We start from the raw sequence: 20289 nt of genomic DNA, 5'->3' as shown, positions 1-20289 counted from the left end.
GAAAGGGCCGCGTAGCGGACCCCGGCCATCAGCGACCACGCAGAAATTGCTGGGGCCGCTTTGCGGCCCTATCGCGACACAAGGCCGCTCCCACAGGGAGCGTGCAGGCAGCAGAGAATCCGCAAATCTGCGACAATCGCCCGACTTTCCGAATGCCGATCATGAAAAAGCAGGCTCACCTGCATCACTAAAAAGCCCCATGACTGACCACGCCATCGACAAACTGCTGCAAAACCTCGACCACGCCATGATTGCCGACCGCCATCGCCTGCGCCGGCAACTGCACGAACTGCGCAAGCGCCCCGACGAGGCGAAGCTGGCGCAGTGGGTGGAGAAGGTCCAGGCCTCCTGCGCTCAGGTCACCGCGCGTCAGCAGAGCGTGCCGACCGTACGCTACGACGACAACCTGCCCATCGCCGCCAAGCGTGACGAAATCAAGAAGGCCCTGGCCGAAAACCAGGTGTTGGTGATTGCCGGCGAAACCGGCTCTGGCAAGACGACCCAGTTGCCGAAGATCTGCCTTGAGCTTGGCCGTGGCAGCCATGGGTTGATCGCCCATACCCAGCCACGCAGGATCGCAGCGCGTAGCGTGGCAGCGCGGGTCGCCGAAGAGCTGGGCACGCCCTTGGGCGCGCTGGTCGGCTACCAGGTGCGTTTCGAAGACCAGAGCGATTCCAACACCTTGGTCAAGCTGATGACCGACGGCATCCTCCTGGCCGAAACCCAGCACGACCGCTTCCTTGAACGCTACGACACGATCATCGTCGACGAAGCGCACGAGCGCAGCCTGAACATCGACTTCCTGCTCGGCTACCTGAAAACGTTGCTGCATCGCCGACCGGACCTGAAGCTGATCATTACCTCGGCCACCATCGACCTGGAGCGCTTTTCCAGGCACTTCGACGGCGCACCGATCATCGAGGTGTCCGGGCGCACCTTCCCGGTGGACACCTGGTACCGCCCGCTGACCAGCGAACAGGACGAAGAGGGCAACCAGATCGAGGACGACCTCACCGTCGATCAGGCCATCCTTGCCACCCTCGATGAGCTGGCACAGCACGAACGCAGCGAAGGCAAGGGCCCCGGCGATGTGCTGATCTTCCTGCCGGGCGAGCGGGAAATCCGTGATGCCGCCGAGATTCTGCGCAAGGCGCAACTGCGCCATACCGAGATTTTGCCGCTGTACGCGCGCCTGTCACCGGCCGAGCAGCAGCGTATCTTCCAACCGCACACCGGGCGCCGCGTGGTGCTGGCCACCAACGTCGCCGAAACCTCGCTGACTGTGCCGGGCATCCGCTATGTGATTGACACCGGTACTGCGCGCATCAGCCGCTACAGCTACCGCGCCAAGGTCCAGCGCCTGCCGATCGAGGCAGTGTCACAGGCCAGTGCCAACCAGCGTAAAGGCCGTTGCGGCCGGGTCGAGCCTGGCATTTGCGTGCGTCTCTACAGCGAAGAGGACTTCAACAGCCGGCCAGCGTTTACCGACCCGGAGATTCTGCGCACCAACCTGGCGGCGGTGATCCTGCAGATGTTGCACCTGCGCCTGGGTGCAATCGATGCCTTCCCGTTCATCGAGCCGCCAGATGGCAAAGCCATCAGCGACGGCTTCAACCTGTTGCAGGAGCTTTCGGCGGTCAACCGCGAGAACCAGCTGACGCCAATTGGCCGCCAGTTGGCGCGCTTGCCGATCGACCCTCGGCTGGGCCGCATGCTGCTTGAAGGCGCACGCCTGGGCAGCCTGCAGGAAGTGCTGATCGTCACCAGCGCGCTGTCGGTGCAGGACCCGCGTGAACGCCCTCCAGAACGCCAGCAGGCCGCCGATCAGGCGCACGCACAGTGGAAGGACGTGGACTCGGACTTCGCTGCGCTGGTCAACCTGTGGCGTGGTTTCGAGGAACAACGCCAGGCGCTGACCGCCAACCCGCTGCGCAACTGGTGCCGCAAGCAGTTCCTGAACTACTTGCGGCTGCGCGAGTGGCGCGATGCTCATCGTCAGTTGGCGCTGATTTGCCGCGACCTGCAACTGACGGTGAACAAGGAACCGACCGATTACCAGAAGCTGCACAAGGCAATCCTCAGCGGGCTGCTCAGCCAGATTGGCCAGAAGACCGAAGAGGGCGACTACCAGGGCGCCCGCCAGCGGCGCTTCTGGGTGCATCCGTCGTCGGGCCTGGGGCGCAAGCGCCCGCAGTGGGTCATGGCTGCCGAGCTGGTCGAAACCACCAAGCTGTATGCGCGCATGGTGGCCAAGATCGAGCCGGACTGGATCGAACCGCTGGCCGGCCACCTGATCAAGAAAAACCATTTCGAGCCGCACTGGGAGAAGAAGCGCGGGCAGGTGGTGGCCTACGAGCAGATCACCCTCTACGGGCTGATCCTGGTCGGCCGCCGGCCAGTGCACTACGGCCCGATCGACCCGGCGACCTCGCGCGAGCTGTTTATCCGCGAAGGCCTGGTGGGTGGCGAAATCCAGTCGCGGGCCAAGTGCCTGACGGCCAACAAGCGCCTGCTTGAAGAGCTGGACGAGCTGGAAGCCAAGGCTCGCCGGCGTGACATCCTGGCTGACGAAGAAACGCTGTACGCTTTCTACGAAGCGCGCTTGCCGGCGGAAATCCACCAGACGGCGACCTTCGACAGTTGGTACCGCATGGGCAGCCAGAAGGACGCCAACCTGCTGATCATGCGCGAGGAGGACGTGCTGGCCCGCGAGGCCAGCGAAGTGACCGCCGCACAGTACCCCGACAGTATGCAGGTGGGCGATTTGCGTCTGCCGCTGAGCTACCACTTCGAGCCCGGCCACCCCCGCGATGGTGTGACGGTGCGGGTGCCGGCACCGCTGTTGCCGAGCCTGCCGGGCGAGCGCCTGGAGTGGCTGGTGCCAGGTCTGCTGGAGGCCAAGTGCGTGGCGCTGGTGCGTAACCTGCCCAAGGCCTTGCGCAAGAACTTCGTCCCGGTGCCAGACTTCGTCAAGGCTTCGCTGGCGCGCATGACCTTCGGCCAAGGGGCGCTGCCGCAGGCCCTGGGCCAGGAACTGCTGCGCATGACCGGTGCACGTGTGTCGGACGAGGCCTGGGACGAGTCGGTCAACCAGGTCGAAGGCCACCTGCGCATGAACATCGAAGTGGTCGATGGCCAGGGCAAGTTCCTTGGCGAAGGCCGCGACCTGGCAGAACTGACCGCGCGCTTTGCTGCCGCCAGCCAGGCTGCCTTGGCCGTGCCGCGTGACGCCAAGGGTGAGCAGCCGGTGCAGGCCAAGGCCTTCAGCGAAGTGAAGCAGACCGCCCAGCAGAAGATCGCCGGCCTGTCGATGACCGTGTACCCGGCACTGGTGGAAGACAACGGCACCGTGCGTGAAGGGCGCTTCTCGACCCAGGCCGAAGCCGAGTTCCAGCACCGCCGCGCATTGCAACGGCTGTTGCTGCAGCAGTTGGCCGAGCCGGCCAAGTTCCTGCGCGGCAAGCTGCCGGGGCTGACCGAGCTGGGCCTGCTGTACCGTGAAATGGGGCGAGTAGAGGCGCTGGTCGAAGACATTCTGCTGGCTAGCCTGGACAGTTGCATCCTCGAAGGCGAACAACCGTTGCCACGTGATGGCGCGGCCTTGGCCGGGCTGGCTGAACGCAAGCGCGGCAGCTGGGCCGAGCATGCCGAGCGCCTGGCCAGGCAGACCCTGGAAGTGCTGAAACTGTGGCATGGGCTGCAGAAACGCTTCAAGGGCAAGATCGACCTGAGCCAAGCGGTGGCACTGAACGACATCAAGCAGCAGCTGGGCAACCTGGTGTACCCGGGCTTCGTGCGCGAAACGCCTGGGGTGTGGTTCAAGGAGTTGCCGCGTTACCTCAAGGCGGTTGAATTGCGCCTCGAGAAACTTGGCTCGCAAGTACAGAAGGACCGGGTGTGGAGCGGCGAGCTGGCCAATTTGTGGACGCAGTACAAGGCCCGTGCCGACAAGCATGCCCAGGAAGGCAAGCGCGATGAGCAACTGACCGTGTACCGCTGGTGGCTGGAAGAGTATCGAGTGTCGCTGTTTGCCCAGCAGTTGGGGACCAAGGTGCCGATTTCTGACAAGCGATTGAGCAAACAATGGAGTCAGGTGGAAGGCTAACCTTCATTATTTGTGGCAAACTTTGGGGCGTTTGGGGCCGCTTTGCGGCCCTTGGCGGGTAAGCCCGCCCTGCGGGGGTAAATGTACGCCCCTGAATTGGCACTAAAGTGCCATTAACCTGTCATATTCCCAGCCAGCGCCTTGTGGCGATGGCCTTTGACCAGAGGAACGACCGTGCATAACGTCGTGATCAGCGGCACCGGCCTGTACACCCCGGCCCAGAGCATTTCCAACGAAGAGCTGGTGGCTTCCTTCAACGCCTGGTCGCAGCAGTTCAACCAGGACAACGCTGCCGCCATCGAGCGCGGAGAGGTCGAAGCGGCGCCGCTCTCCGACCCGGCGTTCATCGAAAAGGCCTCGGGCATCAAGAGCCGTTTTGTCATGGACAAGGCCGGTATCCTAGACCCGCAGCGCATGAAGCCGCGCCTGCCCGAGCGCAGCAACGATGAACCGTCGGTGCTCTGTGAAATGGCCGTGGCCGCTGCCCGTCAGGCCCTGCAGCGCGCTGGCCGAACGGCGGCCGATGTCGACGGGGTGATCGTCGCCTGCTCCAATTTGCAGCGCCCGTACCCGGCCATCGCCATCGAAGTGCAACAGGCATTGGGTATCCAGGGTTTTGCCTTCGACATGAACGTGGCCTGCTCGTCGGCCACCTTCGGCATCCAGACCGCCGCCAACAGCGTAGCGCTGGGCCAGGCGCGGGCAGTGCTGATGGTCAACCCCGAAGTGTGCACCGGCCACCTCAACTTCCGTGACCGCGACAGCCATTTCATATTTGGCGATGCTGCCACCGCCGTGTTGCTGGAGCGTGCCGACCAGGCCACTTCGGCGCACCAGTTCGACGTCGTCAGCAGCAAGCTCTGGACTGAGTTCTCCAACAACATCCGCAACAACTTCGGCTTCCTCAACCGTGCGGCGGAAGAGGGCGAAGGCGCTGCGGACAAGCTGTTCATCCAGGAAGGCCGCAAGGTGTTCCGCGAGGTGTGCCCGAAGGTGGCCGAGCTGATCGGTGAGCACCTGCAGGAGAACGGGCTGCAACCGGGCGACGTGAAGCGCTTCTGGCTGCACCAGGCCAACCTCAGCATGAACCAGCTGATCGTCAAGAAACTGTTGGGGCGTGAGGTGGCCGAGGAAGAGGCACCGGTGATTCTGGACCGTTACGCCAATACCAGCTCGGCGGGGTCGGTGATTGCCTTCCACCTGTACCAGGATGACCTGGCAAAGGGCTCGTTGGGCGTGTTGAGCTCGTTTGGTGCGGGGTATTCGATCGGTAGCGTGATTTTGCGCAAGCGCTGATTGAGCAGAAGCCTGTTCCGGCCCTTTCGCGGGTAAACCCGCTCCTACGACGGGCCGTGCCGGACCGCCCATGCGTGTACACCACCGACCGTTGTAGGAGCGGGTTCACCCGCGAATACGGTAGCGCCGGCACCGGTGAACGCCCGGTAGAAAGTGGCCGATGCATTTCTGGCAGGCAAAAAAGCGGGAAACGCCGGATGGGGTCGGCATTTCCCGCTTCAGGTGAAGCAGAGCAGGGTGTCGCTTAGAACTTGGCTTCCAGATCAACCTGCAGGGTGTCTACGTCAGCATTGCTGTTCGGCAGCTGCGACAGGTCGGTCTTGGCCATCAGATAGGCAGCACCCAGGGAGAAGTTCTTGTCGATTTCGTAACCGACCTTGAACTTGTGACCACGCGAACCGGTGAAGCCGTTGCCGAAGTCCGAATCGGTGAACAGGCTGACCACCGCGTTACGCTGCACATCGCGGTAGTTGTAGTCCAGGCTCCAGGCGCCCATTTTGGTTTTCAAGCCAGCCAGCCAGGCCTGATCTTCGCCATCGGTGCTCTCGGTATTCTTCACGTACTGGCCATAGGCCGACAACGGAATGGCCAAGCCGGTGAAGTCGATCTGGCCAAAGCCTTCCACCAGATTGAACTCGTTGGTGGTGTTGCCGAACGACTGCAGGATGGCTGCTTCCTTGTCGTTGTCGTAACCATAGATGCTGGCACCCACGGTGAGCTTGAGCACGTCGGCCGGCGCAAACTTGGCGCCCAGCTGGCCGTGGTAGACCTGCGCATCGTGCTTGTACTGGACGCCGTCACCATCGACGTTATCCTTCAGGGTGTACTGACCGGCGCTGGCAAAGACCTCGGCCCCGCCCAGGTCAGCCTTGTAAGTGGCAGCCACACCTTCCGGGTTGATGTCGCCATCCCAGATGATGTCGCCCATGCTCACCCAAGGCTGTGGCATCTTGCCGCCAATCAGGTGCAGGTTAGGGACTGCAGTCGGGTGCCAGTCGAGGTAGGCCAGGTCGACCCACAGCGACTTCTTGTCGAAGTAGTTATCGAGGCTCTGGTTGGTCGAGCGCCGGTCGGCGCTGCTGCCAGTGGCTATACGAACCCCTGCGTCGACCTGCGGGTTGATCTCGCTGTAGAAGCCGACACGGGCACGCACGCGCTGGCGATCCTGGTTGCCGCTGCTGCTGTTCGGGTCGTCGACGTTGACGTCTTCGTAACGCAGGCGTACGTCACCTTTGATCTGGGTCTTGGCGGCCCATGCCACTTTTTGTTCAAAGGAGCTCATACGTTCGGACTGAGCTTTCTGGTCGGCCTTTTCCTTGGTTTCTTTTGCCAGGTCGCCCTGCAGTTCGTTGTACTGCGCCTGGTTGATCGAGCCATTGGCGCGGAGCATTTCGAGCAGCTTGGCGTCGACAGCAGCACTGGCCGGGGCACTCAGGGCCAGCATCATGCCGGTGAGGCTTACTCCGGTAAGTGTGGAAACAAGACGCATAAGGTTCTCCCTACTGAAAAAAATGGGGGAGGCTCAAGCGCCTGCCCCTGCGTTGGCATGTCTTCGGAAAGGGCCTGAGTAGACAGGTTCTGTGGATCCGGAAAACAGGCGCAAGTATTGCGGGGGTCAATGACAGATTAATGTCTGATTAGTGGCACTCTTGTTAAGTAATTGAGAATGAAGGGATCAACCCGGCGTTCGTCATTTGAGCGAAGGGCCTTCCTTGGGGATACTGACGGTCTTCAGACAGCGAGCCGAAAACGTGACCAGCCTGTACAGCCTTGCCCATCTGCGTGATCTCCCGACAGCCACCTGGGATGCCCATGTGCCAGCCGGTCAACCCTTCCTGCGCCATGCTTTTCTCAGTGCAATGGAGGACAGCGGCAGCGTGGCGCGCAGCACTGGCTGGGCTCCCGAGCACCTGGTGCTGGAGCGTGACGGGCAGGTGCGGGCGCTGTTGCCCGCTTACCGCAAGTGGCACTCGTTTGGCGAGTATGTGTTCGATCATGGTTGGGCCGATGCTTGTCAGCGGGCCGGTATCGCCTACTATCCAAAACTGCTTGGCGCTGTACCGTTCAGTCCGGTCAGCGGCCCTCGGCTGCTGGCGGCCGATCCGGCTGACGGTTTGTTGATGCTGCAGGCCCTGCCGGAGTATCTGGGCAAGGGTGGGCTTTCCGGAGCGCACATCAACTTCACCGACCAGGCGCTGGACGCGCAGTTGGCGGGCCTGCCAGGGTGGATGGAACGCCTGGGTTGCCAGTTTCACTGGCAAAACCGGGGGTATCGCGACTTCCAGGACTTTCTCGACAGCCTCAGCTCGCGCAAGCGCAAGCAGATGCGCAAGGAGCGCGAGCAGGTGGCCGGGCAGGGCATCGAATTCCGTTGGTACCGCGGCGAAGAGCTGGACGAGGCGCAGTGGGACTTCGTCTTCCTGTGTTACGCCAACACCTATGCGGTACGCCGCCGGGCACCTTACCTGACCCGCGAATTCTTCAGCCTGCTGGCCGAACGCATGCCCGAAGCGGTGCGCGTGGTGATGGCGCGCCAAGGCGGGCGTGATGTGGCAATGGCCCTGAGCCTGGTGGGGGGGGACAGCCTGTTTGGCCGCTATTGGGGCTGCCTGGATGAGTTCGATCGGCTGCATTTCGAGACGTGTTTCTACCAGGGCATGGACTTTGCCATTGCCGAGGGTTACCAGCGTTTCGATGCCGGGGCGCAGGGCGAGCACAAGCTGATTCGCGGGTTCGAGCCGGTGTTGACGCGGTCCTGGCATTACCTGCTGCACCCGGGGTTGCGGCGGGCGGTGGAGGACTTTCTGCTCCAGGAACGGGAAGGGGTCAAGGGGTATGCCGAGGAGGCGCGGGGGATGTTGCCCTACCGCCGGGACTGATCTGGGTTGCCTGTGCCGGCCTTTTCGCGGGTAAACCCGCTCCTACAACGGCCTGTGTTCAACCCACGGTGTGTGTCCACCGCAGATCAGTGTGTAGGAGCGGGTTTACCCGCGAAAAGGCCGCACAGGTGTCAGTCGACCCCGACAAAGCCTCCGGTCTGGTGGTGCCACAATCGGGCATACAGCCCTTGCTGCTCCAGCAACTCACTGTGGCTGCCACTCTCGGCAATTCGCCCCTTGTCCAGCACCACCAGCCGGTCCATCCGGGCAATGGTCGACAGCCGGTGGGCGATGGCAATCACCGTCTTGCCCTGCATCAGCGTCTCCAGGCTTTCCTGGATCGCCGCTTCCACTTCCGAATCCAGCGCTGAAGTGGCTTCGTCCATGATCAGGATCGGCGCATTCTTCAACAGTACCCGGGCAATGGCGATACGCTGACGCTGACCGCCCGACAACTTGACCCCGCGCTCCCCCACATGGGCATCGAAGCCGGTACGCCCCTGGGCGTCCGACAGTTGCGGGATGAACTCGTCGGCGCGGGCACGGCGCACGGCTTCTATCAACTCCGCCTCGCTGGCGTCTGGGCGACCATACAGCAAGTTGTCGCGGATCGAACGGTGCAGCAGCGAGGTGTCCTGGGTGATCATGCCGATCTGCGCACGCAAGCTGGCCTGGCTGACCTCGGCAATGTCCTGGCCGTCGATCAGGATGCGCCCACCCTGCACGTCGTACAGGCGCAACAGTAGGTTGACCAAGGTCGACTTGCCTGCCCCGGACGGGCCGATCAAGCCAATTTTCTCACCAGAGCGGATGTCCAGGTTGAGCCCTTCGATGACATTGGCAGCCTTGCCGTAATGGAAGTCGACGTCATCGAAACGCACCGCGCCGCGGCTGACCTTCAGTGCCGGCGCATTGGGCGGGTCGGTGACGGTGACCGGCTGGGCGATGGTCTGCAGGCCGTCCTGCACCATGCCGATGTTCTCGAAAATGCCGTTGACCACCCACATGATCCAGCCTGACATGTTGACGATGCGGATCACCAGGCCAGTGGCCAGGGCGATGGCGCCAACGGTGATCAGCGACTGGCTCCAGAGCCACAGGGCAAGGCCGGTGGTAGTGACCACCAGCAGGCCATTGAGCGTGGTAATGACCACGTCCATGCTGGTGACCACCCGTGAGGCCAGCTGGGTTTTTTCGGTTTGTTCGCGGATTGCTTCGCGAGCGTATTGCTGTTCGTAGTCGGTGTGGGCGAACAGCTTGAGGGTGGCGATGTTGGTGTAGCCATCGACGATACGCCCCATGAGCTTGGAGCGGGCGTCGGAAGAAATCACCGAGCGTTCCTTCACCCTCGGCACGAAGTAGCAGAGCGCGGCGATGTAGCCGATGATCCACAACAGCAGCGGCAGCATCAGGCGCCAGTCGGCCTCGGCAAACAACACCAGCGACGTAATGGCGTAGATCAGTACATGCCATAGCGCGTCCACGGCCTGTACGGCGGAGTCGCGCAGCGAGTTGCCGGTCTGCATGATGCGTTGGGCAATGCGCCCGGCAAAGTCGCTCTGGAAGAAGTTCAGGCTCTGCTTGAGCACGTAGGTATGGTTCTGCCAGCGGATCAGGCTGGTCATGCCAGGGTTGATAGTCTGGTGCACCAGCAGGTCATGCAGGCCGAAGAACACTGGCCGCAGCAGCAGGATCACCACCAGCATCCAGATCAGCTCGCCGCTGTGCTCGCTGAAGAAGTTGGCATTGGGCGTACCCTGGGCCAGGTCGATGATGCGGCTGAGGTAGCTGAACATCGCCACCTCGATCAGCGAGGCGAACAGGCCAACCACCAGCAGGGCGAGAAAAGCAGGCCATACCTGGCGCAGGTAGTACAGATAGAACGGCCACACCGTGCTCGGTGGGGCTTCGCTCGGTGCCGCGCGGAAAATATCGATCAGTCTTTCGAAACGACGGTACAGCATGGTCGACAACACTCCTGTTCGTCCGACCCTCAGGCGGTTTCACATCCTTGTGAAGCCTGCAGTCAGTCGATACGTTTGGCGGACTTGATATAGACCGGATCGGCCGGTACGTCGCGCATGCCTTTTTTGATGGTGGTGGGCGAGTTGACGATCTGGTCGACCACTTCCATGCCCTTGGTCACTTTGCCGAACACGGCGTAACCGGCGTCGCGGCCCGGGTTGAGGAAGTCGTTGTCGGCGACGTTGATGAAGAACTGGCTGGTGGCTGAATTCGGGTTGGACGTGCGCGCCATCGACAGTGTGCCGCGGGTGTTCTGCAGGCCGTTGCTGGCCTCGTTCTTGATCGGGTCGTTGGTGTTCTTCTGCACCATCTGGTCAGTGAAACCGCCGCCCTGGACCATGAACCCCGGGATCACGCGGTGGAAGATGGTGTTGTTGTAGAAGCCGCTGTCGACGTACTCCAGGAAGTTCTTGGTACTGATCGGTGCCTTCTCGGCGTTCAGCTCGATTTCGACCTGGCCGAAGCTGGTGTCCAGCATGACGTGCGGGGTCTTGTCGGAAGCCATGACACTGGTGGCGAAGGCAACCGAGCAGGCGGTGAGCAGGAGTTTTTTCAGCATGGGCTCAAAGATCCTTGAGAGGTGGAAGCGGCTGCGAGGAACTGCAGCAGGGTCTGGTTGAAGACCTCGGGTTGATCGAGGGGTGTAGCGTGCCGGGAATCGTCGACGACGACCAGCCTGGCGTTGGGTATTAGGGCGACGTAGCGCTCTTTGAGTTGTATCGGCGTGTAATCGTGGTCGGCGGCGATCACCAGAGTAGGGCAGCGAATCTGCCCGATGCGTTCCTGCACGCCCCAGTCGACGATAGCGTCGAAGCTCTTGAGGTAGGCGCGTTTGTCGTTGCGCGCCCAGCGCTGGGCCATCTTCTGCCGCAGGTCTGCTTGTTGTGGTTTGGGGAACAGTCGTTCGGCCAGCCCCTTGCCGACGGTTTCGACACTGAGGACGCGCGCCAGGCTCCAGCGCTTGAACCACCATAGCCAGTCACTGCGGGTGCGGCGCTTGACCTCGGGGGCGCTGTTGACGATGCACAGGCTGCGCAACCATTGCGGGTGGTCGACGGCAAACTGGAAGCCGACCATGCCGCCCATGGACAGGCCGACGAAGTGCACCGGGCCTGTGTGCAAGTGTTCGAGCAGGGCCAGCAGGTCGGCACTGAAGGTGGCGATCTGGTAACCGTCAGCGGGTTTGTCGGAGCGACCGTGGCCGCGGATGTCCATGAGGATCACCCGATAGTGGCGGCTGAGCACTGGCACCTGCAACTCCCAGTCCTGGCAGCTGGAGCCCAGCCCGTGCAGCAATACCAGGGGTTCGCCCTGGCCATATTCCTCGTAATGCAGTGTGCATCCTTCGTGTTCGAAATAGGCCATGGGCGCGGTCCTCTCAGGCTTGCGGGGGGGCTGCGAAGGGCACGTCCAGTGGCGCGGTGTCAAAATTGCGCAGCAGGTCGATGAGAATCTGCGTGGCCGGGCCCAGGGTCTTCTCTTTGCTCGAGTAAAGGTAGAACAGTGGGTGGCGGCTGCCACCCTGATCCAGCGGCAAGGGCTTGAGCACGCCTTCGCGCAGTTCACGCTCGATCATGTGACGGGGCAGCCAGGCAAAGCCCAGGCCGCTGCTGACGAAGGTGGCGGCGGTGCCCAGGCTGCCGACAGTCCAGCGCTGCTCGGCGCCCAGCCAGCCTACGTCACGCGGTTGGGCGCGGCCGGAATCGCGGATCACCACCTGCAGCTGGCTTTCCAGGTCCTGGAAGGTCAGTTCACGGCCCAGGCGGTGCAGGCTGTGCTCGGGGTGGGCGACGGCGATGAACTCCACTGCGCTCAATTCGGCACCCAGGTAGCCGCCGATGCTGTAGCTGCTGATGGCCAGGTCGGCGATGCCTTCGTGCATCACTTCCTCCACGCCAGACAGTACCTCTTCACGCAGGCGCACCCGGCAGCCGCGGCTTTGCGGCATGAACGCAGCCAGCGCGCGCACCAGGCGGGCACTGGGGTAGGCGGCATCGACCACCAGGCGCACCTCGGCTTCCCAGCCTTGTTCCATGTGATGGGCCAGGTCTTCGAGCTGGCTGGCCTGTTTGACCAGGTGGCGCGAGCGGCGCAGCAGCACATTGCCGGCTTCGGTCAGCACCGCCTTGCGGCCATCGATGCGCAACAGCGGCACGCCCAGTTGCTCCTGCATGCGGGCCACGGTGTAGCTGACCGATGACTGCGAGCGGTGCAAGGCCTCGGCGGCCTGGGCAAACCCGCCGTGATCGACCACTGCTTGCAGGGTTCGCCACTGGTCAAGGGTTACGCGTGGCGCTTTCATCTTTCGCTCCTGTTGTCCTAAGCTGCGCTCTTTCAAGGAGAACGGCCCATGAAGAAATGTTGTGCGGCAATACTGATGTGCCTGCCCCTCGGGGCCATGGCTTATCCCATCGATGTAGAGAAGGAGCTGACCGGGGTCAAGCTCGACTACACCGCCTATGACACGGCCTATGACATTGGCGCCATCACCCTCAACAACTATGGGCAGGTCCCGGCGGCGTGCAAGGTGACCTTTCGCAATGGCCCGGAGGCACCGCGGGTGCGCCGTGTGAACGTACCGGCAGGTAAAAGCGTCGATGTCACTGCCAAATTCAATCGGCAAATCATCAAACTGCGGATCGCCTTGAACTGCAGTGCGGAATAAACTGATTAATCGATAGATTGGACCCACTTTTTACGCTTTTTTATCGATAGGTCAAGCCTTAATCTCACCTCCATCGAATCGCTCCCTTTTTGCCGATGGAGGCACCCCATGTCCCGCGTACTGATCATCGAAAGCAGCGCCCGCCAGCAGGATTCCGTTTCCCGTCAGCTGACCAAGGATTTCATCCAGCAATGGCAGGCCGCTCACCCAGTCGATCAGATCAGCGTGCGTGACCTGGCTGTAAACCCGGTGCCGCACCTGGACGCCAACCTGCTGGGTGGCTGGATGAAGCCCGAAGAACAGCGCACCGCCGCCGAACTGGAGGCCCTGGCCCGTTCCAACGAGCTGACGGATGAATTGCTGGCTGCCGACGTGCTGGTGATGGCGGCGCCCATGTACAACTTCACCATCCCCAGCACTCTCAAGGCCTGGCTGGACCACGTGCTGCGTGCGGGTATCACCTTCAAGTACACCCCGACCGGCCCGCAAGGCCTGCTGACCGGCAAGCGCGCCATCGTCCTGACTGCCCGCGGCGGCATCCATGCTGGTGCCAGCAGTGACCACCAGGAACCGTACCTGCGCCAGGTAATGGCTTTCATCGGCATCCACGATGTCGACTTCATCCATGCCGAGGGCCTGAACATGAGCGGCGAGTTCCACGAGAAGGGCGTCAACCAGGCCAAGGCCAAGCTGGCGGCGGTGGCCTGAGGCTCACGAATTCCCAACCCTGACACCTGTTTTTGCTCCTTTGGGTGTACCTGCCCGGCTTGTATGGCCGGGTTTTTTTATGCCTGGGGTTTTGAGGTCGCCAGTGCCGGCCTATTCGCTCGCCGGAAGATATGCAGGTCCCTGTGGGAGCGGGCGTGCCCGCGAAGAGGCCGGGACAGCCCCTACATTCCTCATGGTTGAACTCATTCGCCGCAACCCGCTAAGGTCGCCGCCTTGATTCACGAGAGGCAACCATGGGCTACCTGATAATCGTCGCGCTGATCCAGGCGTTTTCCTTCAGCCTGATCGGCGAGTACCTGGCCGGGCACGTTGACAGCTATTTCGCGGTGCTCGCCAGGGTGCTGCTGGCCGGCCTGGTGTTCCTGCCGCTGACCCGCTGGCGCCAGGTCGAGCCACGCTTCATGCGTTCCATGCTGCTGATTGGCGCGCTGCAGTACGGCATCACCTATGTCTGCCTGTACCTGAGCTTCCGGGTGCTTACTGTACCGGAGGTGCTGCTGTTCACGATCCTCACGCCGCTACACGTGACCTTGATCGAAGATGCCCTGAACCGGCGCTTCAACGCTTGGGCGCTAGTGGCCGCGCTGGTCGCCGTGGCCGGCGCCGCCGTGATCCGCTTCGACAGCATCAGCGGCGAGTTCTTCATCGGCTTCCTGCTGCTGCAACTGGCCAACTTCACCTACGCTGCCGGCCAGGTGCTGTACCGTCACCTGGTCGCTCGCTACCCCAGTGACCTGCCACACTACGCCCGCTTCGGGTATTTTTACCTCGGCGCGTTGCTGGTGGTGCTGCCGGCCTTCTTGCTGTTCGGCAACACTCAGCACCTGCCGAGCACGGATGTGCAATGGCTGGTGCTGCTGTTCCTGGGCCTGTGCCCGACGGCGCTGGGGCTGTACTGGTGGAACAAAGGTGCATGCCTGGTTTCTGGCGGTACGCTGGCGGTCATGAACAACCTGCATGTGCCGGTAGGGCTGCTGCTGAACCTGTTGATCTGGAACCAGCACGAGCCGCTGGGGCGGCTGTTCATCGGTGGGGGGATCATCCTGGCGTCGGTGTGGCTGAGCCGCCTGGGTGGGCGCGCACAGGCGCCGCTGGCCGGCAAGGCCTGACGCGCCCTTTGATCCGGGGGCTGCTAGGCAGCCCCGGCACTCTCAAGCTTCGCTCACTTCTTCCAGGCGATGCGGCAGCGCTTCAACCGAGCGCCCCGCCAACCCCACCCGCATGTCATTGCCACTCGGCTGCTGATACAGGCTCAAGCCGAACTCCGGCAACACTGCCAGCAGGTAGTCGAAAATATCCCCCTGAATCCGCTCGTACTCTTCCCACGCCGTGGTGGTAGTGAAGCAGTAAATCTCCAGCGGCACGCCTTCGGCCGTGGTCTGCATCTGCCGCACCATGCAGGTCATGTTCTTGTGCACGTTGGGGTGGTTCTGCAGGTAAGCCAGGGCAAAGGCACGGAAGGTACCGATATTGGTCAGCTTGCGGCGGTTGGCCGACAGCTCCGCCACCGGCCCCAGCGCCTCGTTCCAGCTCTGCAGTTCCTGGCGCTTTGCGGTCAGGTAGTCACCCAGCAGCCGCACCTGGCTCAGGCGCTGCTCTTCTTCGCGGGAGAGAAAGCGTACGCCGCCGGCGTCGATGAACAGGCTGCGCTTGATCCGTCGGCCACCGGACTGCTGCATGCCGCGGTAATTGCGGAATGACTCGCTCATCAGGCGCCAGGTGGGGATGGAAACGAGGGTCTTGTCGAAGTTCTGCACTTTCACCGTGTGCAAGGTGATGTCTACCACGTCGCCATCGGCGCCTACCTGCGGCATTTCGATCCAGTCACCCACATGCAGCATGTCGTTGCTGGTCAACTGCACGCTGGCGACGAATGACAGCAGGGTGTCCTTGTACACCAACAGCAGCACCGCCGACATCGCACCCAGGCCGGACAGCAGCAACAGCGGCGAGCGGTCGATCAGGGTGGCGACGATGACGATCGAGGCGAAGATCCACAACATCAACTTGGCCAGTTGCACGTAGCCCTTGATCGAGCGGGTGCGGGCGTGTTCGGTGCGGGCATAGATGTCGAGCAGGGCATCCAGCAGGCACGACAGCGCCATGGTCATGAACAGCAGGGTAAAGGCCAGGGCGACATTGCCGAGGAAGTGCTGGGCGGTGTCGGACAGCTCAGGCACCAGCTTCAGGCCGAATTGCAGCACCAGTGACGGGGTCGTTTGTGCCAGGCGGTGGAATACCTTGTTGTGGCGCAGGTCGTCCAGCCACTTCAGCGCATGCTGACGGGCCAGCAGGCGCCCGCCTTGCAGTACCAGGAAGCGCGCCAGGCGGCCGACTATCAGGGAAATGAGCAGCAGTGCCGCCAGGCCGATGGCGGCGTGCAGCATTGGATGTTGGTCGAGGGTGCCCCACAGGTCGAGGGAATCGCGCCAGATTTGTTGGATATCCATGGGCTTGCGTACAGTCTTGTTGCGAAACGAAGCTGTATTAGAGCGCGGATAGCGACAAAGTTGCCAAAAGAAATTCGGCTAAGGCGGCAGAAAACGTTACCCTATGCAACTGAATTTCCCGCACTTGTCTGAGGTTACCTCCGTGTTCTCCCAATTCGCCCTGCATGAACGCCTGCTTAAAGCCGTGGCCGAGCTTAAATTTGTCGAGCCAACCCCGGTGCAGGCCGCGGCCATCCCCCTGGCCCTGCAAGGGCGTGATCTGCGTGTGACTGCGCAGACCGGCAGCGGCAAGACGGCGGCCTTCGTATTGCCGCTGCTCAACCGTCTGGTCGACCTCAGCGGCCCGCGTGTCGAGATTCGCGCGTTGATCCTGCTGCCGACCCGTGAACTGGCCCAGCAAACCCTCAAGCAGGTGCAGCTGTTCTCGCAGTTCACCTACATCAAGTCGGGCCTGGTTACTGGCGGTGAAGACTTCAAGGAACAGGCCGCCATGCTGCGCAAGGTGCCCGACGTGCTGATCGGCACCCCGGGTCGCCTGCTCGAGCAGCTCAATGCGGGTAACCTCGACCTGTCCCACGTGCAGGTCCTGATTCTGGACGAAGCCGACCGCATGCTCGACATGGGCTTTGCCGAAGACATGGAGCGCCTGTGCAAGGAGTGCGAAAACCGCGAGCAGACCTTGCTGTTCTCGGCTACCACCGGTGGCGCGGCCCTGCGCGATATCATCGGCAAGGTGCTGAAAGACCCTGAGCACCTGATGCTCAACAGTGTCTCGCAACTGGCCGAAGGCACCCGCCAGCAGATCATCACCGCCGACCACGACCAGCATAAAGAGCAGATCGCGCAGTGGTTGCTGGCCAATGAAACCTTCGACAAGGCGATCATCTTCACCAATACCCGTGCCATGGCCGACCGTATCTATGGTCACCTGGTGGCCAAGGACGTGAAGGCTTTCGTGCTGCATGGCGAAAAGGACCAGAAGGACCGCAAGCTGGCCATCGAGCGCTTCAAGCAGGGCAGCTCCAAAGTGCTGGTTGCGACCGACGTGGCAGCCCGTGGCCTGGATATCGACGGCCTGGACCTGGTGATCAACTTCGACATGCCACGCAGCGGTGACGAGTACGTCCACCGTGTGGGCCGTACCGGCCGTGCCGGTGGTGAAGGCCTGGCGATCTCGCTGATCACCCACAACGACTGGAACCTGATGTCGAGCATCGAGCGCTACCTCAAGCAGCAGTTCGAGCGCCGGGTCATCAAGGAAGTGAAGGGCACCTACAACGGGCCGAAGAAGGTCAAGGCCTCGGGCAAGGCGGCCGGTAGCAAGAAGAAAAAGGTCGAGAAGAAGACTGGCGACAAGAAAGCTGCCGCCAAGCGCAAGCCTACTGCCAAGCCGAAGGCCAACGCGCCTCTGGCCAGTGCTGACGGCCTGGCGCCGCTGAAGAAGCGCAAGCCTGCTGCTGAATAATACTCACGCAGGCCCTTTGCAGAAGCGACGCAAGTTCGCATCTGCGAAGGGCGTGCGCAGGCGACGAACGATCACTCCGCCTTTTTCTCTGCCTGTTTCAACTCCTTGATCCGCTGGTCGATCAGCTGACACTTGTCGGGCAAGTCCTTGCTCGCCGTCCCCAGATCCATCCCCTGAAGCTCATCATTGATCTCCTTGGCCTTTTGCGGGTTCTGCTCGGTCAACTGAGTGACCAGCCCGGCCAGCTCCTCACGTTTCTGCGTTGCTTCTTCACGTGTGCATGCCCAAGCGGGCAGGGCGCAGAGCAGGGCAGTGGCATAGGCTATGGGCAGTAGCGGTTTCATCCTTCCAACCTCCGGCGGTGGTGATGCCCGGTGGAGGGCTGTGGGGGCAGGGAAGTTCAGGGCTTGCGACCGATGGAAGATTTCTTTGGTGGTGGTCCTTGGGAGACCGAGCGCCGCGCGGGCGGCGCTCGATTTGCGCAATCTCCCCACACACAATCCGCAGCCCTTTTTCCCCAGTATCGCGTGCAGAGATTTTTTGTCGTCACAACGGTCTTGGTCGAGATCTAAAAATTTGCTCGAACCCTTTGAGAGCGGGCTGACTTCATCGGCAAATCTGTAAGCAATTTCCCAAAGTAGCCTTGTTTGCTCGCGTTCTATTGCCCCGCCAGGTGTGGGGAGCTAGGGTCAATCGCACCTGAGGGCACGCAGCGCAATCCGCCCTTCGCCTTCGGGAACTACCTCAAGACGGCGATCTCGAAATGCCGTCGTTATCAGCCCAATCCTTACCAAGGAGAGGTAAGCATGGCCTTCGATGCTTATATTCAAATCGCAGAGATCACTGGCGAAGCACTGGACGAGCAGTACGCCAACTGGATCGAGATCATCGGCTACAAGTTCGGCGCCAACCAGAGCACCTCTGCCACCGCAAGCTCCGCGGGCGGCGCATCTTCCGGGCGGACCACGCTCACCAACTTCACCTTTACCAAGTATCTGGACAGCGCCAGCTGCAAGCTGCTTGAGGCCAGCTGTGCCGGCCAGCACCTGAAGGAAGTGAAGCTGGTGGTGTGCCGGGCCGGTACCGAAAAGCTCAAGTACTACGAAGTCATTCTCGAAGAAGTGATCATCGCCGATTACGCCCAGAGCGCCAGCGCCGGGGTGCCGATAGAAGTGATTCAATTGAACTACGGCCGCATCAAGACCACCTATACGCGGCAGAAGCGCCGCGACGGCAGCGCGGGCGGCAACGTGACCGGCGGCTGGGACCGCATCGCCAACAAGAAGTATGCGTGAGGTGCGACCATGTCCGAGGCACGCAGCTTTATCAATCCTCAGGCGCAATCGTTTGAGTCGCTGAAGGCCGGCACGCCCATGTCGGCCAATCAGCGGGCCAAGTTTGATGTGCTAAATGCGCATATCGCCAATGGCGTGGTTGTTGGAGGGGAACTGGTGATTGTTGGTGACCCCAGTACGCCATTGTGTACGAGCCATGAGGCTTTTTTAATGGCGAAGGCAGCGGGAATACATCATCAGCTGGAGGTCAATGGTGCTGGGGTGGATGACTTCTTTCTGGACAACTACGAGATGCTGAAAAGTTTCCTCACCCACGCCTCCATGGGGGCTGGCGCTGTAAGCGATGGCTGGAGTAGGCACCTTGAGTCGATCAAGAAGACCCTGGAAGATATTGAGGTCTTACATCGTCAATATTTGAGAGATGGCACAATTAAGGGGCGTAATGAGTTTTATACCAGGCGAATGACCTTATTCATGAAGCTAGAAGAGCAGCTGAATAAATTGGCTGCGTACGGTTCAGGCCTGCGAAATAGAGGTTCGGTGAAGAGAGTCCTCGAGATATCAACCAAGAGCTACCTGCATACGGGTGAGATTGCTGGGTACGCCGAGAAGATCGCAGGAATCTCGAGAGCAGCCAATTTGATAAAGAAGGGTACTTATATCGGCTTGGGGCTCGACGTGGCTTCAACAGGGCTGAGTATCCATCATGCATGTACCTTTGGACGCTCTGAAGACTGCAGAAAGGCTAAATATGTGGAAGGCGTCTCTCTGGTTGGCAGTACGGGGGGATCGATCACTGGCGGGGCGATTGGTGGATTTCTAGGGGGAACTGGTTGCGTGCTTTTCCTTGGAGTGACGACAGGCGGTCCGGGGGCTCTCGCGTGCACTGTCATTGGCGGTGCCGTGGGTGGCGCTACAGGCGGTTCGATCGTAGGTGATATCGGTGAAATGCTTGGTGAGTTGATATATGAGGTGGCGCAATGATTGAGTTCGACGCCAGGTGGTTAGGCCTTCCCTTGATGGTGGCTATGTTCATAGTCATATTTATATGGGTTTATGTTTCGGTTCGCTATTTGAGTAAAATAGAGTCGTTGCTTTCTAATAGTTTGATGGTTTCTGGTAATAAAAAGATTTTTGGTCATGCAGGTTTGGTAGGTAAAGTGATGCGTACCGGCTCGGCATCCGTGATGTTGTCGATGAGGGCGATTTGCGTTCGTAAAGGCCTTCTAGACGTTCAGGATGTAAAAAAATTTCCTGGTGGATTGCGCCGCATGCTGGTTAGCTTGTGGTTTCTTCATGTCGCTATTTTCTTGTCGCTCATTGGCCTTTGGAGCTGGTTGAAATTGGGGGGTTATTAAATTTCGTGTCTGGACAGGAAAA

At 61.2% G+C, this 20289-nt stretch carries 17 protein-coding genes; 10 read left to right on the top strand and 7 right to left on the bottom strand.

All coding sequences use genetic code 11. The annotated features are described in order from the left end of the window. The first annotated feature begins 199 nt into the window (after positions 1 to 199). Together hrpA and ACF8GF_RS25465 are read left to right on the top strand one after the other, a co-directional pair. Positions 200 to 4105 (top strand): ATP-dependent RNA helicase HrpA, encoded by a 3906-nt coding sequence (gene hrpA, locus ACF8GF_RS25470; protein ID WP_209967506.1) that lies wholly within the window; start codon positions 200 to 202, stop codon positions 4103 to 4105. Between the two features lie 174 nt (positions 4106 to 4279). After that, on the top strand, positions 4280 to 5401 hold the full coding sequence (locus ACF8GF_RS25465; protein ID WP_176685578.1) for a beta-ketoacyl-ACP synthase III: 1122 nt from the start codon (positions 4280 to 4282) through the stop codon (positions 5399 to 5401). Between the two features lie 244 nt (positions 5402 to 5645). Here ACF8GF_RS25465 and ACF8GF_RS25460 read toward each other — a convergent pair whose 3' ends face one another. Then, positions 5646 to 6890: a putative porin gene (locus tag ACF8GF_RS25460; protein WP_176685577.1), complete on the bottom strand. Its 1245-nt coding sequence runs from the start codon at positions 6888 to 6890 to the stop codon at positions 5646 to 5648. A 262-nt stretch (positions 6891 to 7152) separates the two neighbouring features. Between ACF8GF_RS25460 and ACF8GF_RS25455 the strand changes: the two genes are divergently transcribed. After that, positions 7153 to 8280 carry a GNAT family N-acetyltransferase gene (locus ACF8GF_RS25455; protein ID WP_392487635.1) on the top strand — a complete coding sequence of 376 codons (1128 nt, stop codon included), beginning with the start codon at positions 7153 to 7155 and terminating at the stop codon, positions 8278 to 8280. 131 nt (positions 8281 to 8411) lie between these two features. On the opposite strand, the gene ACF8GF_RS25450 is transcribed toward ACF8GF_RS25455, so the two are convergent. From ACF8GF_RS25450 to ACF8GF_RS25435, 4 genes are all read right to left on the bottom strand, one after another. Next, the gene (locus tag ACF8GF_RS25450) at positions 8412 to 10244 is read right to left on the bottom strand and encodes an ABC transporter ATP-binding protein (RefSeq protein WP_392487634.1); all 1833 of its coding nucleotides are present in this window, start codon (positions 10242 to 10244) and stop codon (positions 8412 to 8414) included. A gap of 62 nt (positions 10245 to 10306) precedes the next feature. Then, positions 10307 to 10864 (bottom strand): peptidylprolyl isomerase, encoded by a 558-nt coding sequence (locus tag ACF8GF_RS25445; protein ID WP_021783413.1) that lies wholly within the window; start codon positions 10862 to 10864, stop codon positions 10307 to 10309. Next, positions 10858 to 11670 (bottom strand): alpha/beta fold hydrolase, encoded by an 813-nt coding sequence (locus ACF8GF_RS25440; protein ID WP_176685574.1) that lies wholly within the window; start codon positions 11668 to 11670, stop codon positions 10858 to 10860. Before ACF8GF_RS25440 ends, ACF8GF_RS25445 begins: the two co-directional genes overlap by 7 nt. A gap of 13 nt (positions 11671 to 11683) precedes the next feature. Beyond that, the gene (locus ACF8GF_RS25435) at positions 11684 to 12607 is read right to left on the bottom strand and encodes a LysR family transcriptional regulator (RefSeq protein ID WP_003254610.1); all 924 of its coding nucleotides are present in this window, start codon (positions 12605 to 12607) and stop codon (positions 11684 to 11686) included. Positions 12608 to 12655: 48 nt separating this feature from the next. On the opposite strand from ACF8GF_RS25435, the gene ACF8GF_RS25430 reads away from it, so the two are divergent. From ACF8GF_RS25430 to ACF8GF_RS25420, 3 genes are all read left to right on the top strand, one after another. After that, a complete protein-coding gene (locus ACF8GF_RS25430; RefSeq protein WP_012051530.1) occupies positions 12656 to 12970 on the top strand; it encodes a hypothetical protein in 315 nt (104 codons plus the stop codon). A 108-nt stretch (positions 12971 to 13078) separates the two neighbouring features. Further along, positions 13079 to 13678 (top strand): FMN-dependent NADH-azoreductase, encoded by a 600-nt coding sequence (locus tag ACF8GF_RS25425; RefSeq protein WP_176685573.1) that lies wholly within the window; start codon positions 13079 to 13081, stop codon positions 13676 to 13678. A 254-nt stretch (positions 13679 to 13932) separates the two neighbouring features. Next, positions 13933 to 14808 carry a carboxylate/amino acid/amine transporter gene (locus ACF8GF_RS25420; protein WP_014861230.1) on the top strand — a complete coding sequence of 292 codons (876 nt, stop codon included), beginning with the start codon at positions 13933 to 13935 and terminating at the stop codon, positions 14806 to 14808. A gap of 42 nt (positions 14809 to 14850) precedes the next feature. Here ACF8GF_RS25420 and ACF8GF_RS25415 read toward each other — a convergent pair whose 3' ends face one another. Then, positions 14851 to 16149, bottom strand: coding sequence for a mechanosensitive ion channel family protein (locus ACF8GF_RS25415; protein ID WP_176685192.1), 1299 nt, complete (start codon positions 16147 to 16149; stop codon positions 14851 to 14853). A 103-nt stretch (positions 16150 to 16252) separates the two neighbouring features. Here ACF8GF_RS25415 and ACF8GF_RS25410 point away from each other — a divergent pair, with 103 nt between their 5' ends. Further along, positions 16253 to 17614 (top strand): DEAD/DEAH box helicase, encoded by a 1362-nt coding sequence (locus ACF8GF_RS25410; RefSeq protein ID WP_012051553.1) that lies wholly within the window; start codon positions 16253 to 16255, stop codon positions 17612 to 17614. A 71-nt stretch (positions 17615 to 17685) separates the two neighbouring features. Here the strand turns inward: ACF8GF_RS25410 and ACF8GF_RS25405 are convergent, their stop codons facing one another. Then, positions 17686 to 17958: a hypothetical protein gene (locus ACF8GF_RS25405; RefSeq protein ID WP_176685193.1), complete on the bottom strand. Its 273-nt coding sequence runs from the start codon at positions 17956 to 17958 to the stop codon at positions 17686 to 17688. A 462-nt stretch (positions 17959 to 18420) separates the two neighbouring features. On the opposite strand from ACF8GF_RS25405, the gene ACF8GF_RS25400 reads away from it, so the two are divergent. The 3 genes from ACF8GF_RS25400 to ACF8GF_RS25390 are packed head-to-tail and all read left to right on the top strand — an operon-like array spanning position 18421 to position 20267. After that, positions 18421 to 18909, top strand: coding sequence for a type VI secretion system tube protein Hcp (locus ACF8GF_RS25400; protein WP_176685194.1), 489 nt, complete (start codon positions 18421 to 18423; stop codon positions 18907 to 18909). A gap of 9 nt (positions 18910 to 18918) precedes the next feature. After that, the gene (locus ACF8GF_RS25395; RefSeq protein WP_176685195.1) at positions 18919 to 19893 is read left to right on the top strand and encodes a hypothetical protein; all 975 of its coding nucleotides are present in this window, start codon (positions 18919 to 18921) and stop codon (positions 19891 to 19893) included. Then, the gene (locus tag ACF8GF_RS25390) at positions 19890 to 20267 is read left to right on the top strand and encodes a hypothetical protein (protein ID WP_176685196.1); all 378 of its coding nucleotides are present in this window, start codon (positions 19890 to 19892) and stop codon (positions 20265 to 20267) included. The genes ACF8GF_RS25395 and ACF8GF_RS25390 overlap by 4 nt, the downstream gene beginning before the upstream one ends. Positions 20268 to 20289 lie beyond the last annotated feature (22 nt).

Source organism: Pseudomonas sp. yb_5 (genome assembly GCF_043103865.1).
GTDB classification, from domain to species: Bacteria; Pseudomonadota; Gammaproteobacteria; order Pseudomonadales; family Pseudomonadaceae; genus Aquipseudomonas; species Aquipseudomonas putida_Y.
This window is presented reverse-complemented; position numbering and strand designations above follow the sequence as displayed.